25 protein-coding genes and 1 tRNA gene are annotated in these 22306 nt (G+C 68.3%); 13 read left to right on the forward strand and 13 right to left on the reverse strand.

The window, feature by feature from the left end; genetic code table 11:
• Positions 1 to 167: 167 nt before the first annotated feature.
• Complete coding sequence (locus VM681_08660; GenBank protein HVL88055.1) at positions 168 to 1742, reverse strand: leucyl aminopeptidase; 1575 nt, start codon at positions 1740 to 1742, stop codon at positions 168 to 170.
• A gap of 88 nt (positions 1743 to 1830) precedes the next feature.
• Here VM681_08660 and VM681_08665 point away from each other — a divergent pair, with 88 nt between their 5' ends.
• Complete coding sequence (locus VM681_08665; protein HVL88056.1) at positions 1831 to 2985, forward strand: hypothetical protein; 1155 nt, start codon at positions 1831 to 1833, stop codon at positions 2983 to 2985.
• On the opposite strand, the gene VM681_08670 is transcribed toward VM681_08665, so the two are convergent.
• Positions 2927 to 3571 carry an RlmE family RNA methyltransferase gene (locus tag VM681_08670; protein ID HVL88057.1) on the reverse strand — a complete coding sequence of 215 codons (645 nt, stop codon included), beginning with the start codon at positions 3569 to 3571 and terminating at the stop codon, positions 2927 to 2929. The genes VM681_08665 and VM681_08670 overlap by 59 nt on opposite strands.
• 270 nt (positions 3572 to 3841) lie before the next feature.
• Here VM681_08670 and VM681_08675 point away from each other — a divergent pair, with 270 nt between their 5' ends.
• The 4 genes from VM681_08675 to VM681_08690 are packed head-to-tail and all read left to right on the forward strand — an operon-like array spanning position 3842 to position 7984.
• Positions 3842 to 5962 carry a minichromosome maintenance protein MCM gene (locus VM681_08675; GenBank protein ID HVL88058.1) on the forward strand — a complete coding sequence of 707 codons (2121 nt, stop codon included), beginning with the start codon at positions 3842 to 3844 and terminating at the stop codon, positions 5960 to 5962.
• 41 nt (positions 5963 to 6003) lie between these two features.
• On the forward strand, positions 6004 to 6300 hold the full coding sequence (locus tag VM681_08680) for a DUF424 family protein (GenBank protein ID HVL88059.1): 297 nt from the start codon (positions 6004 to 6006) through the stop codon (positions 6298 to 6300).
• Positions 6301 to 7329: an NMD3-related protein gene (locus tag VM681_08685; GenBank protein ID HVL88060.1), complete on the forward strand. Its 1029-nt coding sequence runs from the start codon at positions 6301 to 6303 to the stop codon at positions 7327 to 7329. It abuts the gene before it with no gap.
• Positions 7330 to 7372: 43 nt separating this feature from the next.
• Positions 7373 to 7984: a hypothetical protein gene (locus VM681_08690; protein ID HVL88061.1), complete on the forward strand. Its 612-nt coding sequence runs from the start codon at positions 7373 to 7375 to the stop codon at positions 7982 to 7984.
• On the opposite strand, the gene VM681_08695 is transcribed toward VM681_08690, so the two are convergent.
• Positions 7948 to 8670, reverse strand: coding sequence for an HAD family hydrolase (locus VM681_08695; GenBank protein ID HVL88062.1), 723 nt, complete (start codon positions 8668 to 8670; stop codon positions 7948 to 7950). The two genes, VM681_08690 and VM681_08695, sit on opposite strands and share 37 nt — an antisense overlap.
• A gap of 202 nt (positions 8671 to 8872) precedes the next feature.
• Positions 8873 to 9727, reverse strand: coding sequence for a TatD family hydrolase (locus tag VM681_08700; protein ID HVL88063.1), 855 nt, complete (start codon positions 9725 to 9727; stop codon positions 8873 to 8875).
• Between the two features lie 58 nt (positions 9728 to 9785).
• Here VM681_08700 and VM681_08705 point away from each other — a divergent pair, with 58 nt between their 5' ends.
• Entirely contained in the window at positions 9786 to 10154 is a 369-nt protein-coding gene (locus VM681_08705) for a pyrimidine dimer DNA glycosylase/endonuclease V (protein HVL88064.1), read from the forward strand.
• Here VM681_08705 and VM681_08710 read toward each other — a convergent pair.
• From VM681_08710 to tpiA, 4 genes are all read right to left on the reverse strand, one after another.
• Complete coding sequence (locus VM681_08710) at positions 10120 to 10665, reverse strand: TATA-box-binding protein (protein HVL88065.1); 546 nt, start codon at positions 10663 to 10665, stop codon at positions 10120 to 10122. The two genes, VM681_08705 and VM681_08710, sit on opposite strands and share 35 nt — an antisense overlap.
• A 163-nt stretch (positions 10666 to 10828) precedes the next feature.
• Positions 10829 to 11539 carry a hypothetical protein gene (locus tag VM681_08715; GenBank protein HVL88066.1) on the reverse strand — a complete coding sequence of 237 codons (711 nt, stop codon included), beginning with the start codon at positions 11537 to 11539 and terminating at the stop codon, positions 10829 to 10831.
• A complete protein-coding gene (gene hxlA / locus VM681_08720; GenBank protein ID HVL88067.1) occupies positions 11536 to 12846 on the reverse strand; it encodes a 3-hexulose-6-phosphate synthase in 1311 nt (436 codons plus the stop codon). Before hxlA ends, VM681_08715 begins: the two co-directional genes overlap by 4 nt.
• The gene (gene tpiA / locus VM681_08725) at positions 12843 to 13520 is read right to left on the reverse strand and encodes a triose-phosphate isomerase (GenBank protein ID HVL88068.1); all 678 of its coding nucleotides are present in this window, start codon (positions 13518 to 13520) and stop codon (positions 12843 to 12845) included. Before tpiA ends, hxlA begins: the two co-directional genes overlap by 4 nt.
• A gap of 84 nt (positions 13521 to 13604) precedes the next feature.
• On the opposite strand from tpiA, the gene VM681_08730 reads away from it, so the two are divergent.
• Positions 13605 to 14342 (forward strand): hypothetical protein, encoded by a 738-nt coding sequence (locus tag VM681_08730; GenBank protein ID HVL88069.1) that lies wholly within the window; start codon positions 13605 to 13607, stop codon positions 14340 to 14342.
• Here the strand turns inward: VM681_08730 and VM681_08735 are convergent.
• Both VM681_08735 and VM681_08740 read right to left on the reverse strand, forming a co-directional pair.
• Positions 14339 to 14833 carry a hypothetical protein gene (locus tag VM681_08735; protein HVL88070.1) on the reverse strand — a complete coding sequence of 165 codons (495 nt, stop codon included), beginning with the start codon at positions 14831 to 14833 and terminating at the stop codon, positions 14339 to 14341. The genes VM681_08730 and VM681_08735 overlap by 4 nt on opposite strands.
• Positions 14830 to 15297, reverse strand: a complete 468-nt coding sequence (locus VM681_08740) for a pyruvoyl-dependent arginine decarboxylase (GenBank protein ID HVL88071.1) — start codon at positions 15295 to 15297, stop codon at positions 14830 to 14832. The genes VM681_08735 and VM681_08740 overlap by 4 nt, the downstream gene beginning before the upstream one ends.
• 93 nt (positions 15298 to 15390) lie before the next feature.
• Between VM681_08740 and asnS the strand changes: the two genes are divergently transcribed.
• Both asnS and VM681_08750 read left to right on the forward strand, forming a co-directional pair.
• On the forward strand, positions 15391 to 16689 hold the full coding sequence (asnS, locus tag VM681_08745) for an asparagine--tRNA ligase (GenBank protein HVL88072.1): 1299 nt from the start codon (positions 15391 to 15393) through the stop codon (positions 16687 to 16689).
• Complete coding sequence (locus tag VM681_08750; GenBank protein HVL88073.1) at positions 16686 to 17381, forward strand: hypothetical protein; 696 nt, start codon at positions 16686 to 16688, stop codon at positions 17379 to 17381. The genes asnS and VM681_08750 overlap by 4 nt, the downstream gene beginning before the upstream one ends.
• Here VM681_08750 and VM681_08755 read toward each other — a convergent pair.
• Positions 17360 to 17445 (reverse strand) — tRNA-Leu (locus VM681_08755). The two genes, VM681_08750 and VM681_08755, sit on opposite strands and share 22 nt — an antisense overlap.
• A gap of 275 nt (positions 17446 to 17720) precedes the next feature.
• On the opposite strand from VM681_08755, the gene VM681_08760 reads away from it, so the two are divergent.
• The 3 genes from VM681_08760 to VM681_08770 all read left to right on the forward strand — a co-directional run bounded on the left by VM681_08760 (position 17721) and on the right by VM681_08770 (position 19263).
• The gene (locus VM681_08760) at positions 17721 to 17984 is read left to right on the forward strand and encodes a hypothetical protein (protein HVL88074.1); all 264 of its coding nucleotides are present in this window, start codon (positions 17721 to 17723) and stop codon (positions 17982 to 17984) included.
• An 81-nt stretch (positions 17985 to 18065) separates the two neighbouring features.
• Positions 18066 to 18617, forward strand: coding sequence for a carbonic anhydrase (locus VM681_08765; protein ID HVL88075.1), 552 nt, complete (start codon positions 18066 to 18068; stop codon positions 18615 to 18617).
• 4 nt (positions 18618 to 18621) lie between these two features.
• Positions 18622 to 19263, forward strand: coding sequence for a LysE family transporter (locus VM681_08770; protein ID HVL88076.1), 642 nt, complete (start codon positions 18622 to 18624; stop codon positions 19261 to 19263).
• Between the two features lie 20 nt (positions 19264 to 19283).
• On the opposite strand, the gene VM681_08775 is transcribed toward VM681_08770, so the two are convergent.
• Positions 19284 to 19907 carry a DNA-3-methyladenine glycosylase gene (locus VM681_08775; protein ID HVL88077.1) on the reverse strand — a complete coding sequence of 208 codons (624 nt, stop codon included), beginning with the start codon at positions 19905 to 19907 and terminating at the stop codon, positions 19284 to 19286.
• A gap of 138 nt (positions 19908 to 20045) precedes the next feature.
• Here VM681_08775 and VM681_08780 point away from each other — a divergent pair, with 138 nt between their 5' ends.
• Positions 20046 to 20546, forward strand: coding sequence for a hypothetical protein (locus VM681_08780; GenBank protein HVL88078.1), 501 nt, complete (start codon positions 20046 to 20048; stop codon positions 20544 to 20546).
• Positions 20547 to 20594: 48 nt separating this feature from the next.
• Here VM681_08780 and VM681_08785 read toward each other — a convergent pair.
• Positions 20595 to 22306, reverse strand: a 1712-nt coding sequence (locus VM681_08785; protein HVL88079.1) for a kelch repeat-containing protein, incomplete at its 5' end; no start/stop codon positions are given.

Below are 22306 nucleotides of genomic sequence, written 5' to 3' on the forward strand. Positions count from 1 at the left end.
CGGTCCGCCTCGCGCTCCGCCTAGCTGCGCGCTCGGCCTCCGCGCCGCCAAGTGGACCGCGCAGCGGTCCGCGAGTGCGCGCCGGAAGCCGCAGCTTCCGCCAGCGCTTCGCCCAGCTCGCGGCGCCGGCCCGCCTCCGGGGCGTTAGGGTCATAAAGGCGGCGCGCTCACCAATCTCGCAGCATCTCCACCATGAGCCGCACGCCAACGCCCGTCGCGTGCGGGCTTGGCGAGTATTCGGGGTTGAACTTCGCGGCGGAGCCCTCGTCCCATGCAGTCGACGCGATGTCGAGGTGCACCCACGGCGTGTCCTTCACGAACTTTCGAAGGAAGCGCCCGCCCGTGATCGTGCCCGCGCCGCGTCCGCCCAGGTTCTTCACGTCGGCCACGGGCGTCTTGATCTGCTCGTCGTACTCGTCCCAGAACGGAAGGGGCCAGACGCGCTCGTGGCAGGCCTCGCCCGCCTCGCGCACGCGCGAAAGGAGCTTCTCGTCCGTGCCCATGCCCGCGATCGCAAGGCTCCCGAGCGCGACGCTGCAGGCGCCCGTGAGCGTGGCAAGGTCGACGATGGCGTCGGGCGCGAAGGTCTCCTCGGTCCAGGCGAGCGCGTCCGACAGGAGGACGCGCCCCTCGGCGTCGGTGTTGAGGACCTCGATCGTCTTTCCGTTGTAGGCTCGAACGATGTCGCCGGGCTTGTACGCGCTGCCCGAGGGCAGATTGTCCGTGAGCGGCGCCACGCCCACCACGTGGACGGGGAGGTCCAGAAGCGCGGCCGCGCGAAGCGCCCCGAAGACCGCCGCGGCGCCGCTCTTGTCGTGCTTCATCTTGTCCATGGCCTCGCCGGGCTTGATCGAGATGCCGCCCGAGTCGAACGTGATCCCTTTGCCCACGACCGCCACGGTGCGCTTGGCGCGGGGGTTGTGCTCGAGCACGACAAGCCGCGGTTCGTTTGCGCTGCCGGAATTCACGGCGAGGATGGCGTTCATGCCCTTGCGTTCCAACCATCGCCGGTCGTACACGGTGCACTTGAGCCCGACCTTGCGCGCCATCTCCTGCACGCGCCGCGCGATGACCTCGGGCCGCCCGTCGCGGCCGCTCTCGTTGGCCACGTCGCGCGTGAAGTTCACCGACTCGGCGATGGCGACGCCCGCCTCGACGCCGCGCGCGAGGCGAGAGACCTCCCGCGCCTCGGGCGCAAGGACCGTGATGCGCGCGAGCTCCACCGGCCGGTCCTCCGGCTTCTCGGGCGCGCTCTTGTACTTCTCGAACTTGTACGTCGCGAGGATGGCGCCCTCCGCGAAGGCCTGCGCGGCGCGCTCGGGCCGAAGCCCTCCAATGCCGGCGCTCGTGGAACGCCTCCGGCGTTCCCCGGCGCCGTCGCCGGCTTCGCCGCCGCCGGCCCCATGCACGATGGACGCGTAGCTTCGGATCTTGAGCGAAACGGCCCGCTTGGCCACCGCAGCGGAAACCTGCCGCGCCGCGTCCTCGTCGAACTTCTCCTTCTTGCCCAAGCCCACGAGCAAGATGCGCTTCGTCCGCATCCCTTCGGGATAGATGAGGTAGATCTCGCCCCGGCGCGCCTTGAAGTCGCCCATGCGCAGGTGCTTGCCGATCACGCCGCCGGCCGCCGCGTCCACGGCGCCCGTCGCGCCCCCCGGACGCGTGACGCCCTCGAACGCGTTCACCACGATGGCCTCGTCGGAAGCTTGCTCGATGCGGCCGCGCCGGACTTCGATGCGCATGGACGATCACGCGCGGATGGCAGGCGGGCGGAAAACCTTTTTGGGCAAGCGCGCAACCCTTATCCGCGCCCTTTGCCTCCTTCGCGCGTTGACCGCCTCGCATGTCCTCGTGGAGGAAGGCGCCGTCTCGCTGCGCGTGCCCAGCCGCGGCAAGGCGCGCGGGCCCGCGGCGCCCACGCGCGCGCCGTTCTACAGCGAGGCCGCCACGCTCACGCGCGACCTCTCCGTCGCCTTCGTGGCAAGCCTGCGGCGGCCGGACCTTCGCGCGCTCGACGGCTTGTGCGGCTCGGGCGTGCGGGCGATCCGTTGGTGGGTCGAGGCGGGGCTTCGAAACGTCGCGGCGTGCGACAAGAACCCGCGATCCGTCGAGCTTGCGCGCGAGAACGCGAGCGCCGCCGGCGCGGACGTGCACGTCGAGCGGGCGGACCTGCGCGCGTACCTCAGCCAGACGCTGTGGGAGCACGTCGAGATCGACCCCTTCGGCTCGCCGGCGCCCTTTGCCGACGCGGCCATTCCGGCGCTGAAGCTTCGCTCCACGCTTGCGCTCACGGCGACCGACGGCGCCGCGCTTGCCGGCCAGAGCCCCGCCGCGTGCCGGCGCAAGTACGGCGCGCGAAGCCTGCGCTGCGACATCCGGCACGAACTTGGCCTTCGCATCCTCGCGGGCTTTGGGATCGTCACGGCCGCGCGGCACGAGCGCGCGGCGCGGCCCGTCCTCGCCCACGTCGCCGACCACTACTACCGCGTCTACTTCGAGCTTGCGCCCGGCGCGCGGCGCGCCGACGCGCTCCTCGACCGGCTGCGATTGGCGTGGGTCTGCGGCGAGTGCGGGCGGCGCGGCTGGTGCGATGAACATTCATCGCAACCGGTGGGGCACCCTTCGGACTGCCGAGGCGCGCCCGGCCTTGCCGGCCCGCTCTACGCCGGCCCGCTCACGGATCCCGCCTGCGCTCGGGCCATGCTGGAGGCGCTGCCGACCCTTCCGTGGCAACCCGATCGGGCGAACCGCGCGCGGACGCTTCTTGGCACGGTCGCGGAGGAGGCGTCCGTGGACGCTCTGCCGGTCGCGCTCTCGACGCTCGCACGGCTTCACGGCGGCGGTCCTCCCAAGCCCGCCGAACTCCTCGCCGCCCTGCGGGGCGAAGGGCATGAGGCGGTGCGGGCGCACGCTGGCGACGTGCTCGTCAAGACGGATGCGCCGTGGGACGATCTCCTGCGGGCGGTTCGTCGGACCGCCCCTTGAAGCCCTTGGCGACGACGTAGACCTCGCTCGAAGAGCTGCGGCTGGCCTCCGGGTGGTGGGCCTTCACCATGGCAAAGTGGCGGCGGGCCTGAACGAGGAAGTCGGCGAAGAGGTCGCCTTCGAACACCTTCACGACGAAGACGCCGCCCGGCTTTAGGACCTGCGTGGCAAAGGCGAGCGCCTGTTCGCACAAGTGGATGCTTCGCGCGTGGTCGGTCGAGTAGTTCCCAGAGATGTTCGGGCTCATGTCGCTCACCACGACGCTTGCCTGCCCGATCATGTCACGAATCCGTTGGGTCGTTTCCGGACGGGTGAAGTCCCCCCGCACCAACTCGGCGCCGGAGAGCGGCTCGATCTCCTGAAGGTCGATGCCCACCACGCGGCCGGGCGAGGAAAGCTCCACCGCGACCTGGCTCCATCCGCCCGGCGCCGCGCCCAGGTCGACCACGACGTCGCCCGGCCGGAAGACGCCGTATCGCTCGTGCATCTGGAGAAGCTTGTAGGCGGCGCGCGAGCGGTAGCCTTCGCGCTTGGCCTTCCGGTAGAACGGGTCGCTCCGACGCTCGCGGACCCACCGGCGGACCATGCGGTCCTCACCGCGCCCCAGGCAAAGAAGCTTGCCGCGCGCGACACTTTCGGTCTCCCCCCGGACCGAGTTTTATGGCCGACGAGCGCAAAATGTCGGCTTTGAGAACGCTTAAGACGTCCGGAAACAGGCGAACCCGCGGCGAAGGCTTGATGCACGCCCGTCGCGCTGGAAACGGCGCTTCGGGGACACAACGGTATTCGCGCGGCCCACGCGCGCTGCTTCGTTTCGTCCTGAGCCTCTTACGGTCACGTATCCCGGGATGCACGCATGGCAGAGATCCAAGTCCAACCGACCGAGGAACAACTCGTCCGCAACTGGGAGCGCTTCTTCCAGAAGTACTACAAGCCCAAGATCAACGAGGCCGCGCTCGCCTATCCCGAGAAGCGCAGCGTCGAGGTGGATTTCTGGGACATCGACCGCCACGATCCCCAGCTCGGCGAGTTCCTTCTCCAGAATCCCAACGTCGCCATCTTCACGGCCGAGCAGGGACTGCGGGCGATCGACGTTCCCCTCGACGAGAAGCCCGCCCTCCACTTCCGCCCACGGAACCTCCCGCCCTCGACGGCCAAGGTGGACGTGCGCAACTTGCGCGCCCGCCACCTTGGGAAGCTCGTGGCCATCGAAGGCCTCGTCAAGCGCGCCTCCGACGTGCGGCCGAAGATCCAGGACGCGGCCTTCAAGTGCCTTCGGTGCGGCGCCATCATCAAGGAGCCCCAGGACGAGCACATGGTGTTCAAGGAGCCCCTCGAGTGCTACGAGGACCAAGGCGGGTGCGCGCGACAATCGAACTTCAAGCTCCTGACCGAACGCAGCCGTTTCGTCGATTCCCAGGTCCTCGACATCCAGGAGGCGCCCGAGACCATGCGCGGCGGCGAGCAGCCGCAGCGCCTCAAGGTGCACGTCGAGGACGATCTCTGCGGCCAGCTCTGGCCCGGCGACCGCGTGCTCGTGAACGGCATCCTCCGAAGCTCCGTGCAGAAGAAAAGCGGTGTCAAGCTCACCGTATTGGAGATCCACCTTGAGGTCGTCAGCGTCGAGCCGCAGCAGAAGGAGTTCCAGGAGATCGACGTGACGCCCGAGGACGAGGCCGAGATCATCCGGTTCTCGAAGGACCCCGAGATTTACTACAAGATGGTCCGATCGCTTGCGCCGGAGATCTACGGCATGGAGACCGAGAAGCTCGCCTTGGTGCTCCAGCTGTTCGGGGGCGTCGAGAAGCGGACCGAGAGCGGCACCCACCTTCGCGGCGACATCCACATCCTCATGGTAGGCGATCCCGGCGTCGCGAAGTCGCAGCTTCTGCGCTACGTGACGCGCCTGGCGCCGCGCGCCATCTACACCTCGGGAAAGTCGTCGACGGCCGCGGGCCTTACGGCAAGCGCCGTGCGCGACGAGACGGACGGGCGGTGGAACCTCGAGGCGGGCGCGCTCGTCCTGGCCGACCGCGGGGTCGCCGCCATCGACGAGATGGACAAGATGGACGAGAACGACCGCTCGGCCATGCACGAGGCCATGGAGCAGCAGACGATCTCCATCGCCAAGGCCGGCATCACGGCCACGCTCAACTCCCGCTGCTCCGTCCTTGGCGCCGCCAACCCGAAGGATGGACGGTTCGAGGAGTACGCGTCGATCCCCGAGCAGATCGACATGCCTCCGGCGCTCCTGTCGCGCTTCGACGTGATCTTCCCGCTCACCGACAAGCCGGAGGTTCGGCGGGACGACGCGCTTGCCAGCCACATCCTCGGCGTGCACCGCGCGGGCGGGATCCGTCGGTACCGCGAACAGAACGAGGAGGGTCTTTACACCGCCGAGCAGCAGCGCGAGGCGTCCGTCCACATCGAGCCCGACATTCCGCGGCCGTTCCTTCGCAAGTACGTCGCGCACTCCAAGCGCACGTGCTTTCCCGTGCTTGGCGAGACGGCCATGGCGCGCATCCGCGAGCATTACGTCGGCCTGCGGCGCCAAGCCTTGGCGCAAGGCGGCCCGATCCCGATGACGCCACGCCAGCTCGAAGCGATCGTGCGCCTGGCGGAGGCGAGCGCCCGGCTGCGCTACTCCAACGAGGCGACCGTGGAGGACGTGGACCGGGCCATCGGCATCGTCGACTACTACCTCAAGCGCGTGGCGGGCGACGAGCGCGGGATCGATGCGGGCATGCTCGCGACGGGCGTGTCGCAGAGCCAGCGCGACCGGATCCACGCGATCCTCGAGATCGTGCGCGAGCTGGCGGCCGGCGAGAGCGAGGGGGCGGCGGTGGAGGACATCGTGGCCAAGGCGCAGGAGCGCGCGAGCATTCCACCCGAGAAGACGAGGGAGACTCTCCAAAAGCTTAACGAACAGGGCCGTTTGTACAAGCCGCGCGAGGGCCGATTCAAGCCGCTGCACTGAGGACGTCGCCGTCCCGCAGGGCCAAGCGGTCCGGGGCCGACATGTTCGTCTTCAAGGTCTACCAGCGGGGCGCGGAGCGGGTGCTCGCCGCGTGCGACGCGGCCATCTTGGGTCAGGAGTTCCGCGAGGGCGAGATCCGGCTTCGGGTGCTCGAAGGATTCTACGGCGGCGAGCGGATCGAGAGGCGGGAGCTCGCCGCGCAGTTGCGCGTGTGCACGATCGCGAACCTCGTCGGCAACGAGGCGGTGGCCGTTGCGGTCGAGCTGGGCCTCGTCGACCCCCAGCGGGTGCTTCGCGTCGGCGGCGTCGCGCATGCGCAGCTTGCCAAGGGGCTCTGAATGTTCTGCGTCGAGTGCGGACGGGAAGGGCTGGCCCTGGCCGAGGGCGTCTGCGCCGATTGCCTCGTGCGGACGCAGACGCTTGCCACGTTTCCGGACCGCGTGGCGGTGGAGATCTGCGCCCACTGCGGGTCGTTGCGGCGCGGCAGCGCCTGGGAGGACTACGGCGGCTCGCGCCAAGCGACGCTGCAGGCGCAGGCGCGCCAGGCGACGGAGGTCGACCCTCGCGTCGAGGACGCCAAGGTGGAGGTGGACGTGCGCGCGGAGGACGAGCGGCACCATCGGCTGTCGATCACCGTCACGGGGCGCGTGCAGCAGGTTCCCGTGCGGCTGGATCGCGAGATCCGGGGCACGATCCGTCCCGCCACCTGCCTTCGCTGCTCGCGCGTGTTCGGGGGGTACTACGAGGCGATCGTGCAGCTGCGCGGCGAGGGCAAGCTGCGACCCGACCAGGTGGACCGCGCCGGCGCCATCGTAAGCCGCGTCCTGGACCGCATGCAGGCGGCGGGGAACCGCGACGCCTTCCTCGTGGAGGCGCGCGAGGAGAAGGGCGGCGTCGACTACTATCTGGGGACGACCGCGTCGGCCCGAATCGTGACGAAGGCGCTCACCGAGGAGATGGGCGCGCGGCTGTCCGAATCGGCGAGCCTCGTCGGCCGCAAGGACGGGCGCGAAATGTACCGCGTCACCTTCCTCGCCCGGGTCCCCGAGTACGCCCCGGGCTCCTTCGTCGGCCTCGACGATCGCATCCATCGCGTGCAGACCGTGGGGCCAAAGCTCGTCTCGTTGGTCGACTTGGCAACGGGCCGCAGCGTGACCGAGGAGCGCGAACGGATGCGGGGCGCCCGGGTGTTCCTGCGGGAGGAAATCGCGCGGGCGGTTGTTGTTTCCGAGACGGAAACGGACCTTCTCGTGGTGGACCCTGCCACCATGCGGACGGTCGAGCTGCGGAAACCCGCGGGCTTCGCCCGTTCCTCGGGCGAGGTGCCGGTCCTCCGCTGGAACGACGAGCTTTACCTGGCGTCCTAGCAGCAAGGTTTTTGGCCCGGTCGTGGCTTCGGGCACCGAAACCATGCGCCACCCCGACCTTCTCGTGGGCTCGGTCGGCGTGCTCGTCGTGGCGGCCGCCGCCGCCGGCGTGCTCCTCACGCCCGCCGGCGAGGCCTTGCGCGACTTCCGCGTCCAATGGCAGGAGACGGAGGTTCTCTCCCAGCGAGGCGCCCCCTACGCGCTGTCCTTCTCGACCGCCAGCGAGAACGCCTTTGTCGTCGACGTATCCAACCTCACGGCGGTGAACGTCGGCCTCGAGATCCGATCGGGCGGCTCGCGCGTCCACAACGCCCTCTTCACGGTGATGGTGCGCGCGCCCTCGGGACAGGAATCGACGGGTCAGGTCCGCTTCACCGCGGGCACGCAGGGCGCGGTGCAATCGCGGGAGTTCCCCTTCGTGCTGGCCCAGGTGCCGGCGATGGACGTCGTGACGGCCTCCTCGACGGCCGAAGCCTGGGAAAGGCTCTCCGAGCGCGCTTCGGACGCGGGCCGCGGAACGTGGGTGGTCCGCATCGTCGGCCAGGCCGAGGGTCCGGTGGGCGCCGTCGGCGGCGGCCTCGACGCCTACACGGCATCCACCGGCGTACGCGCCATGGCCTACCGCGCGGTGCTCGATCCGCCCGTGGCCGGCTGAGGAGCGAAGGCCACGCGTTCGAAGAGCTCGTGCAGTTCGCGCAGCGCGAAGTCTCCCGGGAATTCGCTCGGCCGCGCGGCGCCCCGACGGTTGAGCCAGGCGGCGGCAAACCCGGTCCGCTTGGCGCCCACGACGTCGTCCACGAGGCTGTCCCCGACGTGAAGGATCGATTCCGGCGGCAACCCGAAACGACGGGCCGCAAGCTGGAAGATGCGAGGATGCGGCTTGTAGGCGCCCGCCTCCTCGCTCGACAACGCGAAGGCGACACGGCTGCCAAGGCCCGTGGCCGCCAGGATCGCCTCGAGGTGGGCCTGGTCCACGTTCGACACGATGCAGGCGCGAACGGGCAGGCGGTCCATGCAGGGAAGCACGTCGTCGTAGAGGGGGCGCGAGCGCCAGAACTCGAGGAGTCCCTCCATCCAGGGACCCACGCGATCGGGGATGTTGCGCTCGCGGAAAATGCGCTCGAGCCCCTCGCGCAGGCTGTCCTCCAGGGTGACGAAGCTCTCGCCGGAGCGCGCGCGAACGGACTCGCCGATCCACCGTGCCAGGAGATCCACGCCGGAAAGCGGGACGCCCCGCTCCCGCGCGAGGCGGTCCAGGAACTGGCCTCCGTCTTGCCACACGTCGTACGAGAGGAGCGTGCCGAACAGATCGAACGAGACGGCGGAGACGCGACGCGTCATGGACCGCTCGACAACGCGCCGGCACGGCTTGAGCGTGACGCTAGGCCATCGGACGCCGGGCCGGCGCAGGCCGGGGGTCCTGCCGGCACTCTGCGAAGCCGCCGCTTCATGGGCGATGGCCGGTCGGCTCGCGCGCCCCGCGCCGATCCCGAGCGCTGCGCCGCTACGCTGTACTCGCGTTGCGCGACACGTCCGAGGCGGCCTAGACGGCCACGTCGACGCCGTAGGCTTTGCGCGGGTTCTCCGCGTGCACGACCCGCATCTGGCTCTCGTTGGCAAGACCCTTCTCGAGCAGCTCGAACGTGCGGCGGGGTACTGTTTTGGGTCCAAGCACGCCGCCAGGCCGCCGCGGGTCGTCCATATAGTCCGTCTCCATCAGGAACCGCGTCCCTTGCGCGATGGCCCGCTCGGCCTGATCCTTGCCAACGATGACGCTGGGCAGGAGGCCATGGTTGAGCGCCGGGTCTACCAGCGGCGCGCTGTAGTGCTTGACGGCCTTGTCGAAGGGAAGACCGGCCTTGCGCACGTGCACGGCAAGGTCGGCGAAGACCTCAGGCGTGGCGCTCTCGGTGTGGAGGATGGCGGCGAGCCCGTGGTCCCGACAGAGCGCGAGTCCCAGGTCCATGAGCGCGTTGGCCCTTTCCCAGACGGCGGGCTCGACGGGATAGTGCGGCCGGCCGATCTCACCGAGGGCGACGGCTCCTGCGTCCTGCGCGACGGCAGCCGCCAGACGTAGCGAAGCCTCGTACGTTGCGGCGGCCTCGTCAAGCGACAGTCCGGAGCGCAGCATCTCCGTGAATTCGGCGGGATGCGGGGCAAGCGCGAGAAACGGAACGACGCCCGCTTCGCGAACCCAGCCGGCCATGCGGACCGTCCGCTCCAGCGCTTCGCGCGTCCGGTCGAGGTCGCCCGGCGGGAGGTCGTGGTAGGGCTTGTGGACGAGGAGAAGGTGCGTGCCGCCGGCGCGCTCAAAGTCCTTGACCGCCTCCTTGCCGCGGCCGGCGGGATCGAGGTGGAAGTGGTTGTCCCACACCGGGAACCGCGACGCCGGCCGCACGCCGCGTCAGCGGGCGCGCAGGCCAAAGCATTTCCGGCAGGATCTCGCATGGGCACGCGTGCGCGTCTGGGACCTTCCGCCCGCAGAACTGTGCGACCGCCACCTTCTTGGCGAGCACCGCGAGGTCCACGCGCTGTGGACCATCCTGGCCGAGGGCCGACGGGGCTACGCAAGACACCCTGAAACGGCCCGATGGCGGGGCTCGCTCGCAGCGCTGCGGTTGCGGCACGACCGGCTTGCGTCCGAGATGGAGACTCGCGGCTTCCGCCACGCGACGCCGCTCCATGCGGCCCTCGCACGCGGGCGCCGGTCGCCGCGCGGGCGGCTGCTGACGCTGCGGGAACAACGGGAGCGGCTCTTGGCCAAGGGGTGTCGATGCCCCGAGCGCTGGCCTACAGAAGCCCGAGAGCCTTCAGGTCCTCGGTGATCTTGTCGACCGCCCGCTCGGCGTCCTCGGGTTTTCGGGCGCCCGTGCACACGAGCTTGCCCGAGCCGAACAGGAGCACCACGACCTTCGGGTCGTCCAGGCGGTAGACGAGGCCGGGGAACTGCTCCGGCTCGTACTCGACCTTCTCGAGGCCCAGTCCGATGGCGATGGCGTTCAAGTTGAGCTCGGCTCCAAGGTCCGAGGAGGCGACGATGTTCTGGACCGTGATCTCAGGGTGACGGTTGACCTTGATGCCCGACGCCTCGATCTTCTGCGTGACGATGTCGACGGCCTTGCCGACGGCGTCGATGGACTTCGCGCCCGTGCAGACGACCTTCCCGCTGCGGAAGAGGAGGGCGGCCGTCTTGGGCTCCTTCAGGCGACAGACGAGGCCCGGGAACTGCTCGGGCTCGTACTCGGCATTGTCGAGGGCAAGCGCGATGGACTGGAGGTCAAGTTCGGTCCCAAGCGACGTGGATGCGACCACGTTTTCGATCTTGATCTTCGCCATCGCGCAAACGCTCCTTCGAATTCCCGGCGAGTCGGGTATTAAAAGGCCTTATAAGATGGGTGCTTATATACTTTATCAAGTCGGCAAGCGGCGAATTTTCTAACGACGGATGGATAATATTGATCAAAGACCGTACGGAATCCAAATTTCAGCACATTCTTCGTCAAAAAGCCGAATCTTTCGCTCTTCCGCCTTCGTCCGCGAGTTTTGCCGCGGTCCCCGGCACGCGCGCGAGGTCCACGACGGCCAGCAATCGCCGATGTTCTTTCGCGAACGCCCGCAGGCGCGCGCCCATGGCATCCTCGCGCGCCTGCTCGATCCGTCGGAACCCTCCGATGCGGCAGACCTCGCGGTCCCAAGCCAAGGCGTAAGCCTGGGGCGTGCGCGTGGCGGCCAGGCGGGACGGAAGCTTGTGGATGCGCGCGTTGTACCGCAGGAGGTCGACCGCGCCGACCTCCCGGGTGAATGTTTCGACGTACGCGTCCGCCGCAAGGTCGAAGGCCAGCAACGGCAAGCCGCGCTCGTCGGCCCGACGGGTGAGCCACAGGAGCTCCGCCGGCGGCAGGCGCACCTCCCCGAAGCGCCGGAGGCCCTCCCCATAGGCCTCTTCCACATCGGTCATCTCGTACTCTTGGTCGTCGAGCTCTCCCGCGAGGATGGCCCGGAGGCCGGCCAGGTCCTCGTCCGGCACGCCCACGGCCACGGCGGCTGGTTCGATCTCCTCGAACGCGGCCGCCATGCGCTCCTCCTCCGATGCAAGCCCCGAGACGACGCCCAAGAGGTGGACTTCGGCGCCGCCTGCTCGTACGAGACGACGCGCGTGGGCGGCCGCTTCCTCCTCCGTGGGCAGCCGGCGGCCGAGCAGGGGCCTCATCCGACGATCTTCTCCCACTTCTTGAGCTTGAGCACCTTCGAGAGCGTGCCGCCGCGCTCGATCTCCGCCCGGAGGCGATCCTCCTGCTCCTTCACGTCGAGCCCCCGGTTGGCGACCTCCTGCGCCCGCTCCTGCGGCACCACCACGACCCCGTTGTCGTCGGCCACGATCCAGTCGCCCTGCCGGACCCGTTGTCCGCCGCAGACGATCTCCACGCCGACCTCGCCGAAACCCTTGGGGTCGCCGGCGTTGGGCAGGATCGTTCGCGCCCAGGCAGGAAAGCCGATGCGACGGATCTCGTCGACGTCCCGAACGGCCCCGTCGACGATCACGCCGGAAAGGCCTCGCCGCTTGGCCGTGTGGCTTGCAAGCTCGCCCCAAACGGCCTTCGTTGCTCCGTCCACCTGCACGACGAGGACGTCGCCGGCCCGCGCCTCGTCGATGGCCTCGACGGGCTTGGCCCAATCGCCGTCCATGGCGTGCACCGTGACGGCGCGGCCCACCGCCTTGACACCCTGCTGGACGGGGTGAATGCCCGCCATGGCTCCCTCCCGGTGCATGGCGTCCGAAAGGTTGGGCGTGCTCGCCTGCACGAGCGCCTTCTCGATCTCCTGCGCCCCGTACTTGCGCATGCCCACGCTCGGAAGTGCCGTGCCCGAGCGCACCGCCTCGCGGATGCGCGCCGTGGCCTCGCGAGCGTCGGGAGCCTTCGTGATCGCGCCGCCCACGACAAGGACCGCCGCGCCGGCGGCGCGCACCGCCGGCGCCGTCTCGCTCGTGAGCCCGCCGGCGACCACGATGGGAAGGCTCGTCGCCTTGGCGACGGCGTGCACGAGCTCGACGGGCGTCCGCGCCTTCATCTGCTCGTCGACGCCCACGTGCAGGCCTACGTAGTGGGCGCCCAGGGTCTCCGCCTCGGCCGCGCGGCGGGGCTTGTCGGAAACGCCCAGAAGATCGACCACGACCTTGCCCCCGTATTTGCGCGCCGCCTCGACGGCCTCGCGGATGGTCCCGTCGTCCGAAGCGCCAAGCACCGTGACGACGCTTGCGCCGGCCTTGAGGGCCATCTCCGCCTCGAGGCCTCCCGTGTCCATGATCTTCATGTCGGCGACGACGACGCGGTCGGGGAAAGCCTTCTTGAGCGCGCGCACGGCCTCGAGCCCCTCGCTCTTGATGAGAGGCGTGCCCGCCTCGATCCAGTCGGCTCCGCCCTCGACGGCCTCGCGTGCGATCTCGAGCGCGCGGTGGAGATTCATGAGGTCAAGCGCGACCTGCAGCACGACCGGGGCGTCGGCGCGCTCGCTCACGCGACCGCCCCCAGCAAGTCCCGAAGCGCCGCCCCTGGGTCCTTGGCGGCCGTGACGCCGCTTGCAAGGAGCACGCCGTCGGCGCCAAGGTCCAGCGCCGCGGCCAAGTCCTTCCCCGTCTTCACGCCCGCGCCACAGAGCACAAGCGAGCCCGGGCGGATGGACTTGACGGCCCGCACGGCGTCCCGCACGATCGCCGGGTCGGCGCTTGTGACGCTCACCGCGCCCCCGATGAGCTCGGGCGGCTCGACGGCCACCATGTCCGGCTCCCGCCGTGCGGCCTCGCGCGTGGCCTCGACGTCGTTTGCGCACACGACGCTTGCCAGCCCGGCGGAGCGAAGGCGCGCGACGGCGCCGCCGACGCGTTCCCAGGGAATGCGATTCTCCGCGTGGTTGAGCAGGGAGCCCTTGGCGCCCGCCTCGGCGATCGCCTCCACGGGCACGCGCCCCGTGCCCGCGCCGGGGGGGTCCGGATCGGCGTGCTGCGCAAACGTGGGAAGCCGCGTCGCCTGCGCAACGGCCCGCAGGTCGACGGCGTTCGGGCAGACGACGACGGTGGCCGACGTCCGCTCGGCGGCGCGCTCGAGCGCCGCGGTAAGCGAAAGCGCGCCGCGCCCGACGGCCTGGGCGTAGATTTTGTAATTGACGATGACGATCGGCGGACGCAGCGCCATCGCCGTTCGATCCGGCTCGCCGTATAAATAGGCTCGCGGCGCGGCGAAGGCACCTACAAGTAGGGCGACCCCGTACGCGCGCCGATGGTGGATTGGCAGGTCGTCCTCGCCGGGTTGCTTGGCATCGTGCCGGCGTTTGGGATCCTCGTCCTCGCCTACGGCCGGTACGACGGCAAGTTCCGCGACGAGACCATGTTCCTCCTGTTCATGGCCGGGCTGTTCGCCGGGTTTCCCGTCGGGCTCGTGGAGGCGTGGCTGTTCTACGCGCTTGTGGTGCTCCTTGGATTCCCGCTGTTCGAGCAGCTCCTGAAAACCGTGGTTCTGAATCTGCGCCGGTACCAGGGCCAGGCGACCATGCGATTCTACGGCGGAAGCTTCGGCCTTGGACTTGGGACCATCCTCGTGTTCGTCCCCGCCGCGCTCCTTCTTCGCCAACGCGGCCTGTACGCGGACCTCGGCGGCGTCGTTGCCGATCCCATCCCGCTCCTTGCCCTCCTTGCCATGGGCGTGGGAACGCTTCTCATGCACTTTGCCACAGGCATCGTCATCGGGGAGGGCGTCGCCGTTGGCAAGCCGTTCCGGGGCGCCGCGTTTGCGATCGCGGCCGCCCTGCCGCACCAGGTCCTGTGGTACGAATTCTTCGCCGGCGCCCGCGACCCCGCCGGCGGCGTGTCGCTTCTTTGGCCGGCCGTGGCGCTTGCGTACGGACTCGTGCTGACGCGCCACGTTCTCCGAAACGTCCTGCCCAACGCGCTTCCGCCGGGCGAACGGCGGAAGCTGAAGAAGCTCTTCGCCGGCTGGAAGACGGGCGAACCGGGCTAGGCCGGCACGGCGCGGTACCGGCCGGGCCGCGCCTCCACGACGGAGCCCTCCTCCAGGAACCGCCGCAGGAAGCCTGGCCCCTTCTCGGCTGCGATTCCCAACGAAGCGAGCGCCTCCACGAACCGGTCCTCGCCGAAGGCTCCCGCGTGCTCGGTGAGGCCGCGCGCCAGCGCAAGCGCGCGGGCCGCCTCGCCGCCGCGCGGAGGCACGCGGGCCACCACCGCCTCGAGATCGCGCGGGGGGCCCGGGGCCCTGCGCGGAACGACTTGCGATTCGAGCAAGGCCCCCTCCTGCGCGCCGCGCGCGCGGGCTTCGTTGTGTCGCGCAAGCGCCTCCTGCAGCTCCGCGACGGAGGCGGCCCGGGCGAGGATGCGAAGCGAGGCGATTTCGAGGCGCCGGCCGCAGCCGTTGCACTCGGTAGTCTTGCGGGAGAGATCGACGCCCTTGGGGGTCTTGCACGAGAAGCAGGCGACGAGGCCGTACTCCGTCATTCCATGAACACCACGGCCGACAAGCACGTGCCGTAGTGGTCCATGGGAATCGACAGTTCTTCGATCGAGTAGGTGACGTTCTTCAGGCGCACGGCGCGAAGCTTGCAGACGCCCTCGATCTTCCACTGAAGGACCTCTCGCAGCGCCTTCTTCTCCATGTGGCCGTGGCCCTCCACGACGTAGCCGCCCTGTCCGTCGTCGCGGAAGCCGTAGGCGACGCCCGCGCTGATCGTCTCGCCCTCGCTCCCCCGCTGCTGGGCGAGGACGCAGTGCGTGATCGCGCCCATGGGAAGCTTGACCTTGGGCACCTTCTTGATGCCGATGGGCAGCACGGAGGAGACGTACACGAGGTTCTGCTCCCCGATCCCCGCGCGGACGAGCGCTTCGTCGAAGGCGTTGAGGTCGGAGACCTTGCTGACCGCTCGTCCGGAAGTCACAAAGAACCGGGTGGGGACCGGAAGCATCGGGAATCGCGCACCCGAAAAAGGGGGTCTTGATTTAAGCCTGACGGAACGGGGGAACTTTTATCCCGCGCGCCCCCATGGAGGTCGTCGCGCATGACGCTTGCTCCCGTCCCCATCGCGGCCATCCGTTCCGGCGCGTTCGAAGGAAAGCCCGCCCGCGTCCGCGGCTGGGTCCACCGGGCCCGAAGTTCCGGCGGAATCGTCTTCCTCGTGCTTCGCGACGCCACCGGGCTCCTCCAAGCGACCGTGAAGAAGGGAGCGGCCGACGACGGAAGCTTCGCCGCCGCCAAGGACCTGCAGCTGGAGGCCGCCGTCGACGTCGAGGGCGTCGCCCACAAGGACCCCCGCGCGCCGGGCGGCTGGGAGCTGCGCACCGCCGCGCTGCGCGTGGTGGGCGGCTCGCACGAATTCCCCATCACGGAGGACCAATCCGTCGAGTTCCTCCTCGACAAGCGCCACCTCTGGCTTCGCTCGCGCAAGCTCACGAACACCTTCCGCGTGAAGGCCCAGATGCTCAAGGCCTTCCGCGAGTGGTTCGACGCGAATGCGTTCTACGAGGTCACGCCGTCTGTCATCACGACAAACGCGTGCGAGGGCGGCTCCACGCTCTTCGAGTTCGACTACTTCGACCAGACGGCCTTCTTGTCCCAATCGAGCCAGATGTACCTCGAAGCGCTCATCTTCAGCCTCGAGCGCGTCTGGTGCCTTGCGCCCTCCTTCCGCGCGGAGAAGAGCCGGACGACAAAGCACCTCACGGAGTTCTGGCACCTCGAAGCCGAGGAGGCCCACGTCGACAACGAGGGCAACATGCGCATCCAGGAGGAGCTTGTCGCCCACGTCGCCAACGCGGTGGGCGCGCGGTGCGCAGACGAGCTTCGCGAGCTCGGGCGCGACCCGGACGACCTGCTGCGCATCAAGCCGCCTTTCAAGCGCCTGCACTACGACGAGGCGATCGACCTCCTGAAGAAGAAGGGCTTCCCGATCGAATGGGGCGAAGATTTCGGGCAGCCCCACGAGCGCGCGCTCGTCGAAGGCGAGACCCAGCCCATCTTCGTCACGCACTTCCCCGCCGAGATCAAGGCCTTCTACATGGAGCGGGACGACTCCGGCGAGCACGCGCTGTGCGCCGACATGATCGCGCCCGAAGGCTACGGCGAGATCATCGGCGGGTCCCAGCGCTCGCTCGACGTCGAGGCCATGCGCGAGCGCCTGCGCAAGGAAGGCGCTCCCGTGGAGGCCTACGAGTGGTACTTCGACCTTCGCCGCTACGGCAGCGTGCCCCACTCCGGGTTCGGGCTTGGCACCGAGCGCGTGCTCACGTGGCTGTGCAAGAACGACCACATCCGCGACGCGACGCCGTTTCCAAGAACGATCAACCGGGCGTATCCGTGAGCAATCCTCTAAAGCAAGGGATCAACGGTCGATTGGACGACCTTTTTGTTGAGTGGGAAAGCCGGGTTCCGCAAGGGCGGTTTTGCAAGGACGGGCTCGTCTCCGAAAGCGATTGGCATGAGCTCGATCCCGCCAAGCGCCTCTTGATCGTGTGCAAGGACGTGAACGTACGCGACCAAGATGCGATTGACATGAGGGTTCGTCTCGACCCAGAAAAGACGTGGACAGCGAGGCGAAGAGTAGGTTTCGACACGAACATCGCGCACTGGTCACAGATTCTCACTGTGGATCCAAACACACGATATCCGGATTCAGAGGATGCCCGACGAGACGCGCGCCAAGTTCTGAAACAGATCGCGTTCATGAACCTCAAGAAAGAGGCAGGGAAATCATCCGCAGAATCACGTAAGGTCAAGGAAGCCGTCAGTCGTGATCGCGACCTGATTCTTCGCGAAGTCGAAACGATCGACCCTTCAATCGTTCTTGCGGGTGGCGCGGAGGTCAACAATCTCTTGCAGCAATTAGCGGGCCTCCCAAAAGTAGGGCCATATGACAGCTGGTTGTGGGGGAACCGCCGCGTCGTTGCGACGTATCATCCCTCTCATCGCAAGAGCGTTGAACAAGCGGCCGAGGTTCTCAGGCGAAGCGCCCGTCAGATCCTTCATGAGTTTGGCGCCCCGGACGGGATTTGAACCCGTGAGGCAAGTACGCCACTGGTTCCTGAAACCAGCGCCCTACCTGCTAGGCGACCGGGGCGTGGGAGCATATCACCTATTTTGCTCCCGGCGGCCCAATAGCCCCGAAAGATATAACGGTCCTCCGGAGGTTCCTTCCTTGGCAAGGAAGCCATTGGCCTCCTGCTAGGCAACCGCGAGCGGGCCCGCCAACGCGGGCCCCTCACAGTCCTTTTCCGGAAGTCGCAGCGCCATGCTTCTCTCGGTTCCGGCTGACGCGCGGTCGAACCATCCTACGTTACGGCAAAACGCGCAAACGGCGGTGGAAAACCCGCGACCGGCACCGGGAGCGTTTTCGTGTCCACCATCTTCCGCTGCGAGAATCCGCGCGGGCCACCGTGCGAATCGTCGCTGTGGCACTACGTACTGTATTGCGAGTCCGACAAGCCCGTCGTGTACTACATGGTCCTGTGGGGGTTCTTCGGCCTCGTGGTACCGCCCGCGGCCGCCTTCTATCTGATTTGGTGCATCTACTACTACGCGACGCGTCCGGTGCCGAACCCTCCGCACGCGCTGGACGGACAAGAGCCAGAGGCGTGGGTCGTATTCCCCCTCCGCTAGGCGCCCAGCATTTCGGCTCGTCCATTGACGCTTGGGCGCCCCTACGGTGAGGCTTAAGCCAGCGCGGACCATGGCCTGCACGTGTCCATCGTCTCCGAGCTCCTCGAGGGCAACGCGCGCTTTGTCGCCAACGACTGGGACCCGCACGACCGCGAGCTTCTGGCCGTGCCCGCCAAGCACTTGGCCGTGGTCGCGTGCATGGACACGCGCTACAACGTGGAGAAGGTGCTGGGCCTCTCGCACGGCGACGCGAAGATCGTCCGGAACGCGGGCCCTGTCCTCGACGACGGCACGCTGCGCAGCCTCGTCGTGGCGATCCACCTCCTCGAAGTGCGCCACGTGGCGATCCTGGGGCACACGAAATGCGGCATGACCGTCGTGGGCCGCGGCGAGTTCCGCATCGCCCACAGCCTGGCCCGGCGCGCGGGCGTGCCGCTGCACGAGGCCATGCGGCCGGACTTCCAGCGGTGGCTGGGCGGCTTCCACGATCCCGAGGAGCACGTCCGGCGCTCGGTGGAGATTCTCCGCCGCCACCCGTACGTCCCGCAGGACGTCGAGGTGTTTGGGCTCCTGTACGACAACGACACGGGCCGCGTGAATCGCGTGGCGCCCGCCGCGGGCAAGACTCCGTGATGGCATGGCGGAGCCCGCGTACGCGATCCTGCTTGGCGCCGGCCTTGGCCTCTCGCTCGCGGCGCCCCCGGGCCCCGTTCTCGCCTTCTCGATGCGCCGCGCGGCCGAGCACGGGTTCTGGCCCGGCGTGTTCGTCCCCTTCGGGGCGATCTGCGCCGATGCCACGCACGCGGCCTTCGTCGGAGTGGGCGTGGTTCCGCTTCTCGTCGCGCATCCTTGGGCGATGAAAGCGCTCGCCGCCGCGGGCGCCGCGCTCATGGTGTACCTGGCCGTGGGAGCGTTCCGCGCCGCGCGCACCGGGCCGCCGGACCCTTCGCGGCCGGTCGTCGCGGCTCGGCCCTGGTCGCGCCGCCTCACCTCGTTGGGCCTGCTTGGCGGCGGCTTTGCGGCGGGCTACGCGCTTGCCATCACGTCGCCCATGAACCTCGCCTGGTGGGTGAGCGTCGGCACGCATCTGTTCGCCGAGCACGGGATCGCCGTCTTCGCGGGATTCTTTGGCGCGCTCGTCGCCTACTCGTTTGCGTTCACCGGCGCCGTCGTGCTGGCGACGCAAAAAGCGGCGCGCGCGATCCCCATCTTTGCGGCGGCAAGCGGCGTCGTGTTCGTCGCCTTCGCCGCGTACCTCGTCTGGACGCTTTTCACCTAGCCTAGAGCGCGGCTTGGCGGCTACGATTCGGCGCGGACCGTCGGCGAGAGGCTTCGCCAGAGGTACCACGATCCCGCGGAGCGGTACGGGCGCCACGGCTCCGCGATCTCGCGCATGCGTTCGGGAAGCGGCAGCGCGCGGAGCCCGTAGAGCCGTTGCATGCCTTTGCGCACGCCGTAATCGCCCACGGGCAGGACGTCGGGGCGCCCGAGGCTGAAAATCAAGAACATCTCCGCCGTCCACCGCCCGATGCCGGGAAGCTCGACGAGCCGCTCGACAACGGCCTCGTCGTCCTCGCGCGAAAGCCGCGAGAGATCGAGCAAGCCGTCGTCCACCTCGCGCGCGAGCGCCTTCAGGTACGACAGCTTCTGCGGGCTCACGCCGCACGCGCGCAACCGGCGATCGGAGAGGGCGCGAAGCTCCGCGGCGTCGGGGAACCGCCCCCCGTTTGCCTCGCGCACGCGGCGCACGATGGATTCGGCGGCGGCGCCGGCAAGCTGCTGGTAGAGGATGGACTCGGCCAACGCCTGGAAGCGGTTGCGCTCGACCGCGAGACGGACCGGGCCCACCGTGCGGACGACGGGGCGAAGCCGCGCGTCGCGGCGGGACAGGTGCGCGTGGGCGCGGGGCCAGGGCGAGGACACGCGAAGGTCAACGCCGCCGCGCGCAAATAGGTTCCCGCCGGAGCGCCGGAAGTCTTACTGCGCAATTGCGCAGGAATCGTGGGAGGCGGCCGGCCGCAAACCCAGTCTTTATGCCGCCGCGGGACCCCATGACCTCGCGTGAACGCACGGTTGGCGGCCCGGCTCGACCAAGCGGCAAGCCTGGCGGAGATCTTCGAGGTGGTCAAGCGCGCCGCCGCGCAGGTGCTAAAACAAGAGCGCGCGGGGCTCATGCTCGCGCTTGCCGACCTTGGCAACGCGCCCGGCGGCTTCTTCGGCGGCTTCCACTACGTCGGCAGCAACTACATCGTCATGAACAAGCTGCCGCTGCTTCGAATCCGCGACACGCGGCCCGAGCTGTACAACGCGTACGCGTTCCACGTGCTCCTGCACGAGTACATCCACACGCTTGGCGTCCTCGACGAGCGGCGAACGCGCGAGCTTGCGCTTCGCGTCTCGCAGGCGGTCTTTGGTCCCGAGCACGTCGCCACGCGCATCGCCGGCAACATCGAGGAGTTCTTCCCCAATCTCGTCTTCCCGGACGTCACGTGGCGGCCCGAAGCGTTGCACCTCGAGATCGACAAGAGCTTTGGCATCGGGGACGCAAGCTACATTCAGTAGACTCGAGCTTGTTTGAGCACAGATCGAATCCGAACCTTGGCCATCTCGTCAGGTCTGCAAACGGCACTGTGGAAGGATTCCGCATGCAAAGGTCAGTTCGAAGTAGCCTTGGATTCCCGGCCTTTGCAAGGTCTCATCCTTGCTGCCGACCGTGACCCGGGGATCGATGCCGGGCGCGCACACGTTTCCCACGATGCAAACGCCTCCGCCGGGCGCCACGCGCGGGTCGGCGCTTGGATGGGGGCGCGAGACGGTCGTGGTGGTCCATTCCAGCCGGAAGCAGGCGTTCGTCAAGGCTTGCGGATTGTACGGGACGCAGGTGTTCGACGCCGGGAGAAGGCCCACCGCGATGGCTTCGTTGGACGCAGCGCCCTCGCCCGCTTCGTTGACGGCGGTCACGACATATACGCAGGTCTGAATCACGGGGCAATCGCGATCATAGATCCAAGGGAACCAGTCGGTCACATGCATCCGCTCACCGATAAACTCCTTGGGACCGCCGAGGGTGGTCCCGCGGTAGACATGGTATTTGCTGACCGGAAGCCCGCCATTTGACGCGGGGGGTTGCCACGTGAGGAAAACGTTTTCGTCGGACGGGGTGGCCACAAGCGCCGAGGGAGCCGATGGCGCAGCATGCGTCCGCGCGCCTGCCAGATTGCTCATGGGTCCCTCGTCGCGGCCGGCGTTGACTCCCGAAACCCGGTAATAGCGCGTCGCGCCGCTCGGCAACCCCGAATCGACAAACGAGGTCTCAGTTCCAATCTCCGCAATCTGCTCGACTGGACCCCCCGGGGTTTGACTTCGGTAGACGTGATAATGGGAAAGGACCGAGTACGTGTTGTTCGCAGGCGGCGCCCACGACAGGGTGATCTGCCCTGCGCCGGGACCCGGTGAAGCTACGAGGCCCCCCGGCGCGGCAGGAGCGAGGTTGTATCGGAAGATCCGATCAGCGTACCCACCCCAACTCCCGCCCCCGAATACGTAGGCGTTGGCTCCGTCCCAGATCGCGCTTGTGCCGTAGCGGCTGCTCGGCAGTGTCGCGCTCATCACCGTGACCATGTTTGTGGATGGGTTGTATCGGACAATCTCATTAATAGGGCTTCCACCGATCCAACCTCCGAAGATGTAGGCGTTCGTGCCGTCCCACACGGCGCTCGTTAAAAACCTGGCGCTTGGGAGTGTGGTGCTCATGGCCGTGACGGTGTTCGTGGCGGGGTTGTACCGGACGATCTGATTGAGAAGGTTGCTGCCGTCGTAGCCTCCGAAGATGTACGCGTTGGTTCCGTCCCAAACCGCGCTCGTGCCATCTCGCATGCTGGGAAGTTTGGCGCTCATGGTTGTGACGGCATGTGTGGCCGGGTTGAACCGGACGATCTTGTCGAGACGGCCGCTGTTGCTGTCGCCGCCGAAGATGTACGCGTTGGTTCCGTCCCAAACCGCGCTCGTGCCCTCTCCCTTGATGGGAAGTGTGGCGCTCAAGGTCGTGAGGCTGTCCGTGGCAGAGTTGTAGCGGAGGATTTCGTCCAGACGACTAGAAGGGCTCGAAATCCATCCACCGAAGATGTAGGCGTTCTCTCCATCCCAGATGGCGCTGGTCAGGTCACGCCCCGTCGGCAACACGGCCTCGGCGACCGTCGCCGAATCCGCGGTGACGCCCGGGAACGGCGTCAGCACCGGCAGAACCCCTGCAAACACCGCAACGACCATTGCAATAGTGCCGATCTTGCGCGTCCATCGAGCCATTGCACGCACCTTTGGGC

The organism is Candidatus Thermoplasmatota archaeon (assembly GCA_035541015.1).
GTDB lineage: Archaea > Thermoplasmatota > SW-10-69-26 > JACQPN01 > JAIVGT01 > DATLFM01.